At 72.3% G+C, this 15006-nt stretch carries 16 protein-coding genes; 8 read left to right on the top strand and 8 right to left on the bottom strand.

From position 1 onward, the window contains the following. Positions 1 to 49 precede the first annotated feature (49 nt). Both ACFWEP_RS20800 and ACFWEP_RS20795 read right to left on the bottom strand, forming a co-directional pair. Positions 50 to 1012, bottom strand: coding sequence for an electron transfer flavoprotein subunit alpha/FixB family protein (locus tag ACFWEP_RS20800; protein WP_387371771.1), 963 nt, complete (start codon positions 1010 to 1012; stop codon positions 50 to 52). A 103-nt stretch (positions 1013 to 1115) separates the two neighbouring features. Continuing rightward, complete coding sequence (locus tag ACFWEP_RS20795) at positions 1116 to 1901, bottom strand: electron transfer flavoprotein subunit beta/FixA family protein (RefSeq protein WP_387371770.1); 786 nt, start codon at positions 1899 to 1901, stop codon at positions 1116 to 1118. A gap of 110 nt (positions 1902 to 2011) precedes the next feature. Between ACFWEP_RS20795 and ACFWEP_RS20790 the strand changes: the two genes are divergently transcribed. Both ACFWEP_RS20790 and ACFWEP_RS20785 read left to right on the top strand, forming a co-directional pair. Beyond that, on the top strand, positions 2012 to 2788 hold the full coding sequence (locus tag ACFWEP_RS20790) for a TetR family transcriptional regulator (RefSeq protein WP_387371769.1): 777 nt from the start codon (positions 2012 to 2014) through the stop codon (positions 2786 to 2788). Positions 2789 to 2901: 113 nt separating this feature from the next. Continuing rightward, positions 2902 to 3285: a Zn-ribbon domain-containing OB-fold protein gene (locus ACFWEP_RS20785; protein WP_387371767.1), complete on the top strand. Its 384-nt coding sequence runs from the start codon at positions 2902 to 2904 to the stop codon at positions 3283 to 3285. 70 nt (positions 3286 to 3355) lie between these two features. Here the strand turns inward: ACFWEP_RS20785 and ACFWEP_RS20780 are convergent, their stop codons facing one another. Beyond that, positions 3356 to 4051 carry a type 1 glutamine amidotransferase domain-containing protein gene (locus tag ACFWEP_RS20780; RefSeq protein WP_387371766.1) on the bottom strand — a complete coding sequence of 232 codons (696 nt, stop codon included), beginning with the start codon at positions 4049 to 4051 and terminating at the stop codon, positions 3356 to 3358. Positions 4052 to 4558: 507 nt separating this feature from the next. On the opposite strand from ACFWEP_RS20780, the gene ACFWEP_RS20775 reads away from it, so the two are divergent. Both ACFWEP_RS20775 and ACFWEP_RS20770 read left to right on the top strand, forming a co-directional pair. Beyond that, positions 4559 to 5332, top strand: coding sequence for a GNAT family N-acetyltransferase (locus ACFWEP_RS20775; protein ID WP_387371765.1), 774 nt, complete (start codon positions 4559 to 4561; stop codon positions 5330 to 5332). Positions 5333 to 5451: 119 nt separating this feature from the next. Further along, positions 5452 to 6327, top strand: a complete 876-nt coding sequence (locus ACFWEP_RS20770) for an inositol monophosphatase family protein (protein WP_387371764.1) — start codon at positions 5452 to 5454, stop codon at positions 6325 to 6327. Between the two features lie 108 nt (positions 6328 to 6435). On the opposite strand, the gene ACFWEP_RS20765 is transcribed toward ACFWEP_RS20770, so the two are convergent. Beyond that, positions 6436 to 7263, bottom strand: coding sequence for a nucleotidyltransferase domain-containing protein (locus ACFWEP_RS20765; RefSeq protein WP_387371763.1), 828 nt, complete (start codon positions 7261 to 7263; stop codon positions 6436 to 6438). A gap of 86 nt (positions 7264 to 7349) precedes the next feature. Here ACFWEP_RS20765 and ACFWEP_RS20760 point away from each other — a divergent pair, with 86 nt between their 5' ends. Further along, on the top strand, positions 7350 to 8768 hold the full coding sequence (locus tag ACFWEP_RS20760; protein ID WP_387371762.1) for a phytoene desaturase family protein: 1419 nt from the start codon (positions 7350 to 7352) through the stop codon (positions 8766 to 8768). Between the two features lie 17 nt (positions 8769 to 8785). Here the strand turns inward: ACFWEP_RS20760 and ACFWEP_RS20755 are convergent, their stop codons facing one another. After that, the gene (locus tag ACFWEP_RS20755; protein WP_387371760.1) at positions 8786 to 9259 is read right to left on the bottom strand and encodes a hypothetical protein; all 474 of its coding nucleotides are present in this window, start codon (positions 9257 to 9259) and stop codon (positions 8786 to 8788) included. Positions 9260 to 9451: 192 nt separating this feature from the next. Between ACFWEP_RS20755 and ACFWEP_RS20750 the strand changes: the two genes are divergently transcribed. Then, positions 9452 to 10927, top strand: coding sequence for an AlkA N-terminal domain-containing protein (locus tag ACFWEP_RS20750; protein WP_387371759.1), 1476 nt, complete (start codon positions 9452 to 9454; stop codon positions 10925 to 10927). Between the two features lie 50 nt (positions 10928 to 10977). After that, positions 10978 to 11514: a methylated-DNA--[protein]-cysteine S-methyltransferase gene (locus ACFWEP_RS20745; protein WP_387371758.1), complete on the top strand. Its 537-nt coding sequence runs from the start codon at positions 10978 to 10980 to the stop codon at positions 11512 to 11514. A 109-nt stretch (positions 11515 to 11623) separates the two neighbouring features. Here ACFWEP_RS20745 and ACFWEP_RS20740 read toward each other — a convergent pair whose 3' ends face one another. From ACFWEP_RS20740 to ACFWEP_RS20730, 3 genes are all read right to left on the bottom strand, one after another. After that, positions 11624 to 12208 (bottom strand): TMEM165/GDT1 family protein, encoded by a 585-nt coding sequence (locus tag ACFWEP_RS20740; protein ID WP_387371757.1) that lies wholly within the window; start codon positions 12206 to 12208, stop codon positions 11624 to 11626. A 258-nt stretch (positions 12209 to 12466) separates the two neighbouring features. Then, positions 12467 to 13198 (bottom strand): NAD-dependent deacetylase, encoded by a 732-nt coding sequence (locus tag ACFWEP_RS20735; protein WP_387371756.1) that lies wholly within the window; start codon positions 13196 to 13198, stop codon positions 12467 to 12469. Between the two features lie 62 nt (positions 13199 to 13260). Beyond that, positions 13261 to 13758 carry an NUDIX domain-containing protein gene (locus tag ACFWEP_RS20730; protein WP_387371754.1) on the bottom strand — a complete coding sequence of 166 codons (498 nt, stop codon included), beginning with the start codon at positions 13756 to 13758 and terminating at the stop codon, positions 13261 to 13263. Between the two features lie 323 nt (positions 13759 to 14081). Here ACFWEP_RS20730 and ACFWEP_RS20725 point away from each other — a divergent pair, with 323 nt between their 5' ends. Beyond that, the gene (locus tag ACFWEP_RS20725) at positions 14082 to 14834 is read left to right on the top strand and encodes a hypothetical protein (RefSeq protein WP_387371753.1); all 753 of its coding nucleotides are present in this window, start codon (positions 14082 to 14084) and stop codon (positions 14832 to 14834) included. Positions 14835 to 15006: the final 172 nt, after the last annotated feature.

Genomic DNA, 15006 nt, shown 5'->3' with positions numbered 1-15006 from the left:
GCCCACGGCCGTGCGCCTGCCCGCGAACCCGTCGCGGGTGGTGGGGTGTTCAGCCCTTGCGGGCGTTGATCTCCTCGGTGAGCTGGGGCACCACGTCGAAGAGGTCACCGACGACGCCGTAGTCGACGAGCTCGAAGATCGGGGCCTCGGCGTCCTTGTTGACCGCGACGATCGTCTTCGAGGTCTGCATACCGGCCCGGTGCTGGATCGCACCCGAGATGCCCGACGCGATGTACAGCTGCGGGGACACCGACTTCCCCGTCTGGCCGACCTGGTTGGTGTGCGGGTACCAGCCCGCGTCCACCGCCGCCCGCGACGCGCCGACCGCCGCACCCAGCGAGTCCGCGAGCGCCTCGATCACCGCGAAGTTCTCCGCACCGTTGACACCCCGCCCGCCCGACACCACGATCGCGGCCTCGGTCAGCTCCGGACGCCCCGTCGACGCACGCGGCGTCCGCGACAGCACCTTCGTCCCCGACGCGGCCGCCGAGAACTCCACCGCCAGCTCCTCCACCACACCCGCACCCGCGACCGGCTCCACCGGCGCCGAGTTCGGCTTCACCGTGATCACCGGCACACCCCGCGAGACCCGCGACTTCACCGAGAACGACGCCGCGAACGCCGACTGCGTCGCCACCGGACCCGACTCACCCGCCTCCAGATCCACCGCGTCCGTGATGATCCCCGAACCGATCCGCACCGCCAGACGCGCCGCGACCTCCTTGCCCTCCGCCGACGACGGCACCAAAACCGCCACCGGCGACACCGCAGCGACCGCCGCCTGCAACGCGTCGACCTTCGGCACCACCAGATACTGCGCGAACTCCGGCGCCTCGGACGTCAGCACCCGCACCGCACCGTGCTCACCCAGCACACCCGCCGTGCGCGCCGCACCCGCACCCAGCGCCACCGCCACCGGCTCACCCAGCCGCCGCGCCAGCGTCAACAGCTCCAGCGTGGGCTTGCGGACCGCACCGTCCACGTGATCGACAACAACCAGAACCTCAGCCATGGAACATCCACTTCCTGCGAAACCAGAGATCAAAGAGGGAGACGGACAGCGGACCGGCAGGCCCCTGCCCGGGACAACGCCGCGACGCGACGCCGCAAGGGGGTCAGATGAACTTCTGGCCCACGAGGAACTCGGCGAGCTTCCGCCCGCCCTCGCCCTCGTCCTTCACGATCGTGCCCGCCGTGCGCGCCGGACGCTCCACCGCCGCGTCCACGACCGTCCACGCACCCGCCAGACCGACCTCGTCCGCGTCGATCTCCAGATCGTCCAGGTCCAACGCCTCGACCGGCTTCTTCTTCGCCGCCATGATCCCCTTGAACGACGGGTAACGCGCCTCACCCGACTGGTCCGTCACCGACACCACCGCCGGCAACGACGCCTCCAGCTCCTCCGACGCCGTGTCACCGTCACGCCGCCCGGTCACCGTCCCGCCCGACACCGAAACCTCCGACAGCAACGTCACCTGCGGCACACCCAGACGCTCCGCCAGCACCGCCGGCAGCACCCCCATCGTCCCGTCCGTCGACGCCATCCCGCAGACCACCAGGTCGTAACCCGTCTTCTCGATCGCCTTCGCCAGCACCAACGACGTACCCATCACGTCACTGCCGTGCAGAGAATCGTCCTCGACGTGCACCGCCTTGTCCGCACCCATCGACAACGCCTTGCGCAACGCGTCCTTCGCGTCCTCCGGACCCACCGTCACCACGGTGACCTCCGCCTCGTCCGCCGCATCCGCGATCTGCAACGCCTGCTCGACCGCGTACTCGTCCAGCTCCGACAACAGACCGTCCACGTCCTCACGGTCCACCGTCAGGTCATCGGCGAACCCCCGGTCACCGGTCGCGTCGGGCACGTACTTCACACAGACAACGATCCTCAAGCTCACGCCGGCTCTCCTACCTGGTGGTGGTTCGTAGTGCCGAGATTATGGCACTCAGTACCCTCTGTAAAGGTACGCAGTGCCAGATCGAGGTGTCCGGTGCTACGTTGCGCGGCATGACCGATGCGCGCAGACCAGCGAAGAAGGCTCCCATGCGGGAGGGGCTCGCCGAGGCGGCGTTCGAGCTCTTCGTGGAGAAGGGCTTCGAACGGACCACGGTGGACGACATCGTGGCGCGCGCCGGGGTCGGGCGACGCTCGTTCTTCCGCTACTTCCCGTCGAAGGAGGACGTGGTCTTCCCGGACCACGAGAGCTGCCTCGCGGAAACGACGGCCTTCCTCGCCGCCGCCGAAGCCTCGGAGATCGCGGACGGCAGGGACGCCGCCGACCCCATCGGCACGGTCTGCGACGCGGCACGGATCGTGCTGAGCATGTACGCGGCGAAGCCCGAATTCTCGGTCCAGCGCTATCGGTTGACGCGCGAGGTGCCGGGGCTTCGGAGCTATGAACTCTCCGTCGTGCGGCGCTACGAGCAGACCTTCGCGGGCTATCTCCGGCATGCCTACCGAGACTTGGCGGACGGTGTGCTGCGGGCGGAGGTGGCCGCCGCCTCGGTCGCGGCGGCGCACAACAACGGCCTCCGCCTCTGGCTGCGGTCGGGCGGCGAGGGGGACGCCTGGGCGGCCGTCGACAACGCCCTCGACGTGGTGCGCGAGTTGTGGTCCACCCGGGCCGGTTCCGTGAGAAACGCCATGCCGGACCTACGTGGTGCGGACGGCCCGGAGGTCGCGGCGGAGGGGTCCGCGCGGGATGTGATCGTCATGGTCGCGCAGCGTGGAACCCCGATGTGGAAGGTCGTCCAGCAGATCGAAGCGGCCGTAGGGCAGGACTGAGCGCAACAATCGGCACTCAGTGTCTTTACGGCTAGGCACTGAGTGCCATATGGTGCGGACGCGCCACCGCTGCCGAGGGGTGGCGCGTCCAGCCGAGCGCAGGGGGTCCCGACATGTTCCCGTCAGCAAGTGGCACCGCGCACAAGGTGGCCGAAGAAACGGGGCTGCCCTACCAGCGCTGCCGCTGGTGCGGTACGGCCTCGTTCCGGAGGCTGCTCTGCCCGATCTGCGCGTCGAGCGACTTCGCCCCGGAGCGAAGCTCCGGGGACGGAGTCGTCGTGCGGACCGCAGTCGTCCACCGCTACACCGAAGACGCGCGCAACGAGTCCCTGGTCCGATTCCCGGAAGGATTCGTCTTCCGCTGCCAGGTCGTGGGTGCCGCCCCGCACCTGGTGGAGGTGGGAGCCCGGGTGCGCCCGCTCCCGGCCGAGGAGCCGGAGGCGGGCGACGTGATCCTCGAACTCTGCCAGCCGCCCGCCCATCGCGACTGGTACTGATCGCCACCGGTACCGATCGCGGCCGGACCCGAAGGGCGGTGCGGGGGCGGTTTCGGGGCGAACGGGAGTTTCAGCCGAGCCGCTTGACCAACTCTGCGGCCAACGGCGCCGAAGACGCCGGATTCTGACCGGTGATCAGATTGCGGTCGGTGACCACGTACGGCGCCCACGGGTCGCTCTCCCGGAAGTCCGCACCCAGCTCCACCAGCCTGTCCTGGAGCAGCCAGCGCGCCTTGTCCGCGAAGCCCGCCTGGGTCTCCTCCGCGTTGGTGAACCCGGTCAGCCGGTACCCGGCGAAGGTGGGGGAGCCGTCCGGGCGCTTCGCGGCGAGCAGGGCGGCAGGGGCGTGGCACACCACTCCCAGCGGCTTGCCCGAATCCAGGGCGCGGGTCAGCAGATCTCCGGACACCGGGTCGACGGCGAGGTCCTCCATGGGCCCGTGGCCGCCGGGGTAGAACACCGCGTCGTACTCGTCCAGCCGGACGTCGTCCAGGGCCAGCGGCGTACGCAGCTCGTCCATGCCGTCCAGCGTCGCGGCGATCCGGTCGGCGTTCTCCTTGCCGCCGTTGACGTCGGGGGCCAGGCTTCCCCGGTCCACCGTGGGCTCGACCCCGCCCGGGGTGGCGACGACGACCTCATGGCCCGCCGCCTTGAGCGCCTCGTACGGGGCGACGGCCTCCTCGGCCCAGAAGCCGGTGGGGTGCTTGCTGCCGTCCGCCAGGGTCCAGTGGTCCGCGCCGGTCATCACAAAAAGGATCTTCGCCATGTCGCACATCTCCGGGTCGTGGGGGTGTGTCGTCGGTCTGCCGACCTGTCGACCGTAGGACGGACCTCCCCGTTGATGCCAACCGGCCGCGGCCGGAAGGCGTGCCCCTTCCCCTGTCGAGGACTCCCGGTACCCGGGCCGCGCACCGGCTGCCGGGTCCGCGCGTGCCGGAAATCCTCTTGCCCGCCGGCGGGGGCGGTGTCAGGCTGATCCGGACCTCTCCACGGAGGGCGTGACTTCCGGGTCTTCCGGAAGCGCACGAACGGATCATGAAGGAGTGAGCCTGTGCCCGCGACGTCCACAGTGGCCGTCGTCGGTCTCCACCGGTAGCCCCAGCGGCACCGGCGGTACCACGCCCGTATCCGACGGCGGCCCCACGAGGCGGTGCCCAGGCACCGTCGGCTCCTCCCTGCCCGGAGAGCCTTCAGCGTGCGTGCGTCTCCGCGGACCTGTCACGGTCCGTGGGAGCCACGCTTCCTCCTGTCACTTCGTGAGGTCGACATCATCGTGGACACCAACGTCCAGAGCTTTGCCGTCGCCCATCTCCAGCGCCGTCCCGACGTCGTGGAGACCGGCGGATTCGTGGCGGGATTCGATCCCGCCACGGCCAGTCCCTTCATCAACTACGCCACCCCGCTCCCCGGCGCGCGGCCGACGAGCGCCGATGTGAGCTCCCTGATCGACTCCTTCCGCACGCGCGGGTTGCTGCCGCGCCTGGAGTTCGCGCCGGACGCAGCCCCCGCCGTGGAGGCGGCGCTGCGGGACGCCGGCTTCACCGTCGAGGAAGCGCATTCCTACCTGGTCTGTACCCCCGCCACCCTGGTCCTGCCGCCGTCCGACGGCAAGGGCGGCGTGGACCCGGTCCTCCTCGTGGAGACCCCGGCCTCCGACGAGGAGTACGCGGCGGTGGACGCCGCCCTCTGTGAATCCTTCGAAGGGGTCCACGCCTCCTCCGCGCACGGCGTGGCCCGCCTGCGGAAGCTGGAGGACGGTGGCGGCGGCGTCCGCTTCGTCCGGGCGCCCGACGGGACCTGCGCGGGCGCCGCCTCCTGCTCCGCGCCCGCCGTGGGTACGGCGGAACTCGCCGGCGTCGGTACCCGCCCCGCCTTCCGGGGCCGGGGCATCGCCGGCGCGGTCACGGCCGCGCTGACCGGGGCCATGTTCGACCGGGGTGCCGAATCGGTCTGGCTGGAGTTCTCCGGCGAGGGCTCACGCCGCGTGTACGAGCGGATCGGCTACCGGCCGCAGGGCACTCGGCTCTACATGAGGCTGGACGCCTGACCCGTCCCGGGCGGGGCGGCCTCCCCCCGCAGCGGTCGCCCCGCCCGGAACCGGTGGTTTCACGGCCCGGAAACCTGTCCGCCCTCGGGGGTTCGGCCGGACCGTGCTTAGCTGGAGACATGATCGATGACTTTCTCGCCGAAAACGCAACGAACACCGAGAACGCCGCGGGCGCCGGGAGCATCGGACAGGTGGCGGTGGTCGAGGAGGCGGTACGCGCGGCGGTGGCCGCCGAGATCATGCCCCGCCACCGCAAGCTGGCCGCCGACGACATCATCGAGAAGAGCGGGCCGCACGACCTCGTCACCAGCGCGGACCGGGAGGCGGAGAAGTACCTCACCGCCGCTCTGACCCGCATCCTGCCGGGATCGGTGGTGGTCGGCGAGGAGGCCGTGCACGCCGATCCGACCGTGTACGGCGCGCTGTCCGGGGACGCGCCGGTGTGGATCGTGGACCCCGTGGACGGCACCCGCCAGTTCGTCCGCGGAGAGGCCGGATTCTGCACCCTCGTCGCACTCGCCCACCACGGTGAACTCGTCGCCTCGTGGACGTACGCCCCCGTGCTCCAGCAGATGGCCGTCGCCGTACGCGGCAGGGGCGCCACGCTCAACGGGAAGCCGCTCAGGTCCGGCTCGCCCGAGCCCGGTGCCGTACTGAGGGTCGCGATGTCCCACCCCGACTTCACCACCGAGGAGCAGAAGCGCGCCCTGCTCGGTCTGCGGACCGAGGGCATCGACGCGCGTGCCTGCGGTTCGGCCGGGCTCGAATACCTGGCCGTCGCCCGTGGTGACCTCGACGCGCTCGCCTTCAACTGGGAGTTCGCCTGGGACCACGCCGCGGGGCTGCTGCTGGTCGCCGAGGCCGGCGGCTCCCACGCCACCCTGTCCGGCACGAAGTTCAGGCTGGCCGGCGACAACGACCTGCCGTTCGCGGTCGGCCGGGACGAGGCGACCGTGGCCCGCATCCGCGAGGCGCTGCTCGGCGACGCCTCCTGACGGAGAGCGCCCGGCCGATGAGCGCCCGGCTGTGCGCCGCGGGGGATTCCGCGCGCCCTCGCCCACTCGATGCCGTCGGGCCGCCCGTACCTCACTCCCGCCGGGCCCTCACGCCCGTCCGCGCGCCAGTACCGCCCGTACCTCCCGCACCAGTTCCCGGGCCGTGTCCACCGCGACCGGGTCGAGGCCGCGCAACGCGGCGGCCACCCGGTCCGCGAAGCCGGGCGGGGTGTCCGGGAGCAGCGCCGCCGCTGCCAGCGCGCCCTTCTCGTTGAGGCACCAGGTGCGATGGTGCGCGTGCAGTGCCTGGGCGAGGATGCCGAACGCCCGGGACAGGCAGAGGGAGGCGTGGAGCGTGTCGCCCGCCGGGGCGGACTTCGCAGCCGAGTCCACCAGGAACTCCGCCTCCCACGCCCCGTCCGCCAGGGCTCGCCGTAAGGGCTCCGGATACACCCGCACTTGCTTCTGAAGCCTCGTCAGTTCGCCTTGCGGATCGGCGAGTACGCGTCCGAGCGCGACCTCACCCGGATAACAGGGCGACCAGAATCCCAGAGAGTGTCCTGGCTGCACGCCCACCTCGTAGCGTCCCTCACGGCAGTCGGCCCACACCGCTTCCACCCGGTCCAGATCCCGCAGGATCCAGTCGACCGGGACCCCGTCGACACGCAGCCAGCCACCCCCGTTCGCCCAGGGGCCCCAACTGCCGGGCCCCTCCACCGACGCAGGCGTCCCCTGAACCTCGGAGGCGAGCGCGACCAGCGCGCCGAGATCGGGTGAACCCCGGTAGTAGAGGCCCAGATCCCAGTCCGAGTCGGGGCGGTGGGTGCCACGGGCCCGGCTGCCGCCGAGGGCCACCGCACGGACACCGGGCACGCGGACGAGCCGGTCGGCCACGGCGGCGACGGTGGACGCGGTCTTTTCCACGGAATCGGTCATCGGAGCGGAGGGTACCCACGCGTATGCCGCCCGCGCGCGGGAATATCCTGGTTCCCCTGCCCGCCGTCCCGCGAAGGAGCCCCAAGGTGTCGCCGTTGCTTGACGCAGTCGTCGTGGGGGCCGGGCCCAACGGACTGACCGCCGCCGCCGAACTGGCCCGCCGGGGCCTCGCGGTGGAGGTCTTCGAGGCGGCCGACACCGTCGGCGGCGGAGCCCGCACCCGTGAGCTGACCCTCCCCGGCTACCGCCACGACCCGTGTTCCGCCGTCCACCCGCTCGGCATCGGCTCCCCGGCGTTCGCCGGGATGCCGCTCGCCGACCACGGACTGGAGTGGATCCAGCCGGAACTGGCCCTCGCCCACCCGTTTCCGGACGGCACGGCCGCCGTGCTCAACCGGTCCGTGGGGGAGACGGCCGCCTCCCTCGGTGCCCGGGACGCGGGTGCCTACCGCCGGCTCGTCGCCCCGTACCTCGGCCACTGGGAGACCCTCGCCCAGGACTTCCTGCGTACCCCGTGGCTCGGCCTGCCCCGCGACCCGTACCGCTGGGTGCGCTTCGGACTCGACGCCCTCCAGCCCGCCACGCTGCTCTCCCGGCGTTTTTGTGACGAGAAGGCCCGCGCGCTCGTCGCCGGTCTCGCGGCGCACGCCATCGCCCCCACCTCCGGGGTCGCCACCGGCGGGATCGCCCTGCTCTTCGCGCTGGCCGCACACGCCAACGGCTGGCCGGTGCCCCGGGGCGGCTCCCAGTCGATCTCCGACGCCCTCGCCTCGTACCTGCGCGACCAGGGCGGCACCATCCGCACCGGCATCGAGGTCAAGCGCCTGGACGAGCTCCCGCCCGCCCGCGCCTACGTCTTCGACACCTCGCCGACCGCTCTCGCCCGGATCGCCGGACTCGGCAACGCCTACCGCCACTACCGCTACGGCGCCGCCACCTTCAAGATCGACTACGCGCTCTCCGGCCCGGTCCCCTGGACGGCCGAGGAAGCCCGGCGCGCCGGGACCGTTCACGTCGGTCCCACCGCACCCGAGATCGACGCTGCCCTCCGGGCGGCCGTCGACGGCCGCGACCCGAGCGTCCCGTTCCTGATCACCGCCCAGCCGAGCCTGGTCGACCCCAGCCGCGCCCCCGAGGGACGCCATGTCTTCTGGGTGTACGGTCACGTCCCGGCGCGCTGGGAGGGCGACGCCACCGAGGTCATCGAGCGCCAGCTGGACCGCTTCGCGCCCGGCTTCCGCGACCTGGTGCTGGCCCGGGCGGTCGCCGGCCCGCGTGAGCTCGCCGCACACAACGCCAACTACGTCGGGGGCGACATCGCCTGCGGTGCCTTCGCCGGGCTCCAGACCGTCATCCGCCCGAAGCTCGCCCGCGTCCCGTACGCCACCGCCCGACCGGCGGTCTTCCTCTGCTCCTCGGCGACCCCGCCCGGCCCGGGCGTCCACGGGATGTCCGGCCACCACGCCGCCCGAGCGGTCTGGCGGAGTCTGCGCGCCGCCCGGTGACCGGGGCGGGCGGGCACCTACCCGGCCGCCGACACGTGCAGAGACCAGACGTCCCCGGCGCGCTGGTACGCGCAAGGGTCGGCGACGACGTCGATGCGGACCCTGGACCCGGCCACGCGGTGGCGGTGGACGTCCCCCGAGAGATCTTCCGGTTCCACGGCGAACCCCAGCGACGAGATCGCGGTCCGCAGCTCCTCGAACGGGACGCGGGGTGCGAACTCCCCGTACACGGACGTCAGGGAGTCCGGCACGGCGAGGCCGTGCGTCAGCCGGTGGACCTGCACCCCGATCCCGAAGCACGTCACGGAACCCTCGACGCGCGAGAAGGAGAGCTCCACCAGCCCGTAGTCCAGTCTCAGCCGACCACGGCCCCAGTCGTCGATGCGGTCCCGCCCCAAGGCGGCGTCCCAGGCGTCAGGACCGGATCCGATGCCGGTTCCGAGGACGTCGCCGCGGGTGGCGACGTGCGCGTAGAAGTCCAGATCGGACATGTGTCGATCCCATCCGATCGTCAGTGGCTGCGGGACGAACGGTAGCGGTGGCGCAAGGCGCGCAAGCGCCCGGGGCGGCAGGAGGAGGCGCGAGGTCAGGCAGTACCCGCGCCTCCGGGGGCCGGGAGCCCGTCCCACCTTCATGTCGGATTTCCGCCAGCCCCGGCTCCCCGAGTGACCGATGCTTGAACCATGCACACCGACACCGAGCGCTGCGTGCGGGCCGTCCGGTCCAAGGACGCCCGTTTCGACGGATGGTTCTTCACGGCAGTCCTGACCACCCGGATCTACTGCCGTCCCAGCTGCCCCGTCGTGCCGCCCAAGGTCGAGAACATGACCTTCTACCCCAGTGCGGCGGCCTGCCAGCAGGCCGGGTTCCGGGCCTGCAAGCGCTGCCGGCCCGACACCAGCCCCGGCTCCCCGGAGTGGAACGCCCGCGCCGACTCCGTCGCCCGCGCCATGCGCCTCATCCAGGACGGGGTGGTCGACCGCGAGGGCGTCCCCGGTCTCGCCGCCCGCCTCGGCTACTCCGCCCGCCAGATCGAGCGCCAGCTGCTGGCCGAACTCGGAGCAGGCCCGCTCGCCCTGGCCCGCGCCCAGCGGGCCCAGACCGCGCGGGTCCTCATCGAGACGACCGCGTTGCCGATGGCCGAAGTGGCCTTCGCCGCCGGCTTCTCGTCCATCCGCACCTTCAACGAGACGGTCCGCGAGGTTTTCGCCCTCGCCCCCGGCGAACTGCGCACCCGCGCCGAACGCGGGGCCAAGCCCGCCTCGACACCCGGCGTGATAGCTCTGCGGCTGCCGTACCGCGCCCCGCTCAACCCGAGCAACCTCTTCGGCCACCTCGCCGCGACCGCCGTCCCCGGCGTGGAGGAGTGGCGCGACGGCGCGTACCGGCGCACCCTCGCCCTCCCGCACGGCCACGGCATCGTGGCGCTCTCCCCGCGCCCCGACCACATCGCCTGCCGCCTCCAGCTCACCGATCCACGCGACCTCACCCTCGCCATCAGCCGTTGCCGCCGCCTGCTCGACCTGGACGCCGACCCGGTGGCCGTGGACGGCCAGCTGCGCGCCGACCCGCTGCTCGCCCCCCTGGTGGACGCCGCTCCGGGGCGACGGGTGCCGCGGACGGTGGACGGCGCGGAGTTCGCCGTACGCGCGGTACTCGGCCAACAGGTCTCCACCGCCGCCGCCCGCACCCACGCGGCCCGGCTGGTCAGGGCGTACGGAAAGCCCGTGGAGGATTCCGAGGGAGGGCTCACCCACCTCTTCCCCACTCCGGAGGCGCTGGCCGGGCTGGACCCCGAGACGCTCGCCCTGCCCCGCAGCCGGCGCACCACGCTGACCACCCTCGTGGGCGCACTGGCGGACGGCTCGCTGCGGCTGGACGCCGCCGACACGGACTGGGACGAGGCCCGCGCCGCGCTGACCGCGCTGCCCGGCTTCGGTCCGTGGACCGTGGAGGTGATCGCCATGCGGGCGCTGGGCGACCCGGACGCCTTCTGCCCGACCGACCTGGGCATCCGGCGCGCGGCCGAGCACCTGGGGCTGCCGTCGACCCCGGCGGCGCTCACCTCGCGGGCGGCCGGCTGGCGGCCCTGGCGTGCGTACGCCGTGCAGTACCTGTGGACCGTCGACGGGCACCCCATCAACCGGCTGCCCGAGTGACCCCGGCCCGAAAGAGTGCCGTCACCCCCGACCCGCGAAAGAAGCACCCCATGAGCACCCCTGTTCTCCCGCAGGTTCTCCCGCCCACAAGGACGCACACCCTGCTCGACAGCCCCTACGGCGAGCTCACCCTCGTCGCCACCGACGGAGTCCTCAGCGCCCTGTACATGACCGAGCACCGTCACCAGCCACCGCGCGAGACGTTCGGTGAGGAGGTGGACGCCGGTGCCTTCGGAGAGACGGTGCGCCAGCTGGGGGAGTACTTCGACGGAACGCGTACGGAGTTCGACCTCCCCCTGCACCTGGAGGGCACTCCGTTCCAGCGGACCGTCTGGTCGGAGCTCCAGCGGATTCCCTACGGCGAGACGCTCTCCTACGGCGAGCTGGCCGGCCGACTCGGCAAACCCGGTGCCTCCCGCGCGGTCGGCCTGGCCAACGGCCGCAACCCGGTCTCGATCATCGTCCCGTGCCACCGGGTCATCGGCGCCTCGGGCAGCCTCACCGGATACGGCGGCGGGCTCGACCGCAAGCAGCGCCTGCTGGCCTTCGAACGCGGCACGGAGAACGACACCCCGGCCCTTTTCTGAGAGAACGGCACTCCGTTCCGCCTCCGAGAGCCGCCGGGGCATGAAGGAGCCCGGTGACCGACTCGACGGTCACCGGGCTCCTCCACACCCGCGCTCGTGGGCGGGACCGTCAGCCGGTGAAGATCTCGATCGCCGTCCAGATCGCCAGCCCGAGCATGCACACCCCGCCGACCCGCTGGACGGTCTTGAGCGGCACCCGCTTGGCGATGAACCGCCCGGCCAGCAGCGCCAGCGCGGAGACGGACATCAGAGCGGCGGCGGAACCGATCGCCACCGACCAGGCGCCATTGCTCGCCGCCAGGTTGGCCGTGGTGATCTGGGTGAGGTCACCCCACTCGCTGATGAAAACGGCCATGAACGCCGTGCCGTAGACGGGCCAGAAACCGGTGACGGTCTTGACCTCGTCGTCCTCGTCCCCGTCGTCGCCCCCGCCGCGCAGCAGCATGAAGGCGCCGAAGGCGAACAGCAGCGCCGAGACGAGCTTGACGATCCAGTCGGGCAGCAGACCGAGGAGGCCACCCGCGCCGACCGCGATGGCCACGTGGACGATGAACGCGGACGACGTGCCGAACCAGACGTACAGGGGCTTCATGCGCGTGCCCATCGCCAGCGAGGCGAACATCGTCTTGTCCGGCAGTTCCGCGAGGAAGATGAGCCCGAAGGCGGTGATGATCGCCAGGGGGTCGAGGTGCATTCCGGGTGGCTTTCTGTGAGAGCCGGGCCCCGGGCCTTCGCGAAGCGCCGCACGGGCTCTCGGAGGACCACTCGGCCCGGCACGACGCAGCACCCGCGGGGAGCGGGTGTGTCATACCTGACCGAAGGTCTCGCCCACCCGCCAGGTCTGACGGGCCCGGCCACCGGGAATCCGGGGATTCCAGTGTGTCGACGACCGGTTTTCGGGGCTACTCCCCTTCGCAGCCATCCACACTACCCCACTCGCTCCCGGCGGGTCTCAGCCCGCCCCGCCCGCCGCCAGCCGTTGGAGCAGCGCCGGGAGCGCCGTACCGATCGGCTCGCGCACCACCTCGTCGGCCCGGTCGTCGTACGGGGTCGGCTCGGCGTTCACGATGATCAGCCGGGCTCCGTGGTCGGCGGCCAGACCGGCGAGCGCCGCAGCCGGATGCACCTGGAGCGTCGTACCCACCGCGACGAACACCTCGCACCCCTTGGCGATCGCCACCGCCTGGGCGAGTACCTCCGGGTCCAGCCGCTCGCCGAACATGACCGTCGCCGGCTTGAGGACGCCCCCGCAGACCGTGCACCCCGGGTCGGCCTCGCCCGCGTCCACCCGGGCCAACGCGTCGGCCATGGGGGAGCGGGCGTGGCACCGGACGCAGACCACCTCGCGGGCGCTGCCGTGGAGCTCGACCACCTTGCGGGCCGTGAGCCCGGCCTCCTGGTGCAGACCGTCGATGTTCTGCGTGAGGACCCGTACCGCCGTGCCGGACCGCTCCAGGTCCGCCACCGCGCGGTGCGCCGCGTTCGGACGGGCGTTCAACGCCGCGCCGGCGCGGCGCATCTGCCAGGACCGGCGACGGACATCCGGATCGGCCATGTAGGAGTCGTAACGGACGAGCTTCTCGGCCTCCGGATCCCGCGTCCACAGCCCGTTCGGGCCGCGGTAGTCGGGAATGCCGGAGTCCGTGGAGACACCGGCACCGCTGAGGATCGCGACGAGAGTCATGCGGCGAGCCTACGGAGGGGAGGCGCGCCCGACGATCGTTTTATTCCGCTCCTGGCGGCCCGTCAGAGGGCCGGCGGCCGGCCGTCCTCCAGCTCCACCGCTCCGGCACCCGAATCGATCGCCTCCAACGCGGCCTGCACCCGCGGCAGGAGCGAACCGAGCAGGTGGTCCGGGAGGGCCGAACGCTCCACGAGCTTCCAGGACAGCAACTCCTCCTCCTGGAGGACGATCGCCGCCAGCTGCGCCTCGCCGAGCACCCCACCGTCGAACAGGTACGCCGCGATGGGCGGGCGGTTCGGGCCGCGTGCCCAGTCCACCACCAGGAGCCTGCCGGGCTCCAGATCGAGGCCGATCTCCTCGGCGGTTTCGCGCCGCGCCCCCGCCCGGGGGCTCTCGCCGGTGTCCGACTCGATCGTCCCACCGGGCAGCGCCCAGCCGTCCCGGTAGTTCGGCTCGACCAGCAGGACCCGGTCCGCCGCGTCGCGGAAGAGGCAGGCGGCGCCCGCCAGGATCCGGGGGAGGCCGGCGATGTACGTGGCGTAGTCGTCAGTTGTGGTCATCACGCCAGGTTAGGGCGTATCCGGCGGATCCATTCCGGGTCCGCGGCGGCTGGCACGGCGCCTCGCGGCGTTGCCGGAACACCAGGATCGCTCCGCGACGCGGGTGTTCCGGCACCAACCTCCGTGGACGGAACACCTGGAGCCCGCCGCCGCGCCTCACGACGGCTTCCGGCCCCGCACGCCCCGGGCCCGCCGTGATGGGCCGGTGGGGGGATTTCCGACGGACTCCCGGTCATGCCGGACCCTTCTTGTGGATCACCTGTGACATCCCTTGGGGGCCCTCTCATTAGTACGACAATCGTTCTGGCTTCAAGGAGTCACGCATGCCCATCCCCGCCTCCACCCGCACCCACGCCCTCCGCGCCGGCACCTTCGTCGCTGCTGCGGGCATCGCGCTCCTCTGCGCCCCGGAAGCTCTCGCCCTTCCCGGCGACAGCGGTGACCTCACCATCGTGGAGGTCCGCAACGCCGGTCGCGACACCCGTGGAAACGGTGGCTCGATCTGCCAGTTCAGGCTGTCGGCCAACAACTTCGAGACTCTCGCCTCGGTCGCCTGGACCATCACGGAGCAGCCGCTGACCATCCCGCCCGGCAACGCGCTCGCCGGCACGCTCCCGCTGGCGCAGGGCAGGGCCCGCAGCCCGCTGTACCAGCTGCCGGACGGCACCTACCAGCTCCAGTGGGTCGTCCCGAGCAGCCTGACCAAGCAGCGGACCTTCGTCGTCAACTGCCCCGAGGACAACCGCGGTGGCAGGGGCGGCGGCGAGCGCAACCAGACCGCCGGTGGCCAGGCCGCCGACAACCAGGCGACCGGCACCACGACCGCCGACGGCACGGCGGCCGACACGGAGGCGGCCGACACGCAGGCCGCCGACACCAAGGCCTCCGGTACCCGCCCCTCCGGCGGCGTTCCCGCGGGCGGCGGTGGCGTTCCCACCCTGGAGACCGCGAGCTACGACGGCGACACGGGTCCGGGCGTGGGAACCACCGCGGCCGTGGCGGCGGGAGTGGCCGGACTCGCCGGGCTCGTCCTCGCCCGGCGGGCGGCCCGTCGTCGCGCCCGTGGCGAGGCGTAACACCTCGCGACGGCGGCGCCGAGGACCGAGTCGCGCATGCCGTCTCACCCTGACGCTGTGCGCGACCTCGTCCCTCGTGGCAGGCATCGTCCAGGTGTGCGGCGGTACGTCCGACGATGCGACGGTGCACGCCGCCCGCGGCTCCGACGCCGCGGGCGGCGGGTCGCCGCCG

Source organism: Streptomyces sp. NPDC060198 (genome assembly GCF_042728415.1).
GTDB lineage: Bacteria > Actinomycetota > Actinomycetes > Streptomycetales > Streptomycetaceae > Streptomyces.
Note: the sequence above shows the minus strand (reverse complement) of the source record. Positions and strands in the feature narration are given on the sequence as shown.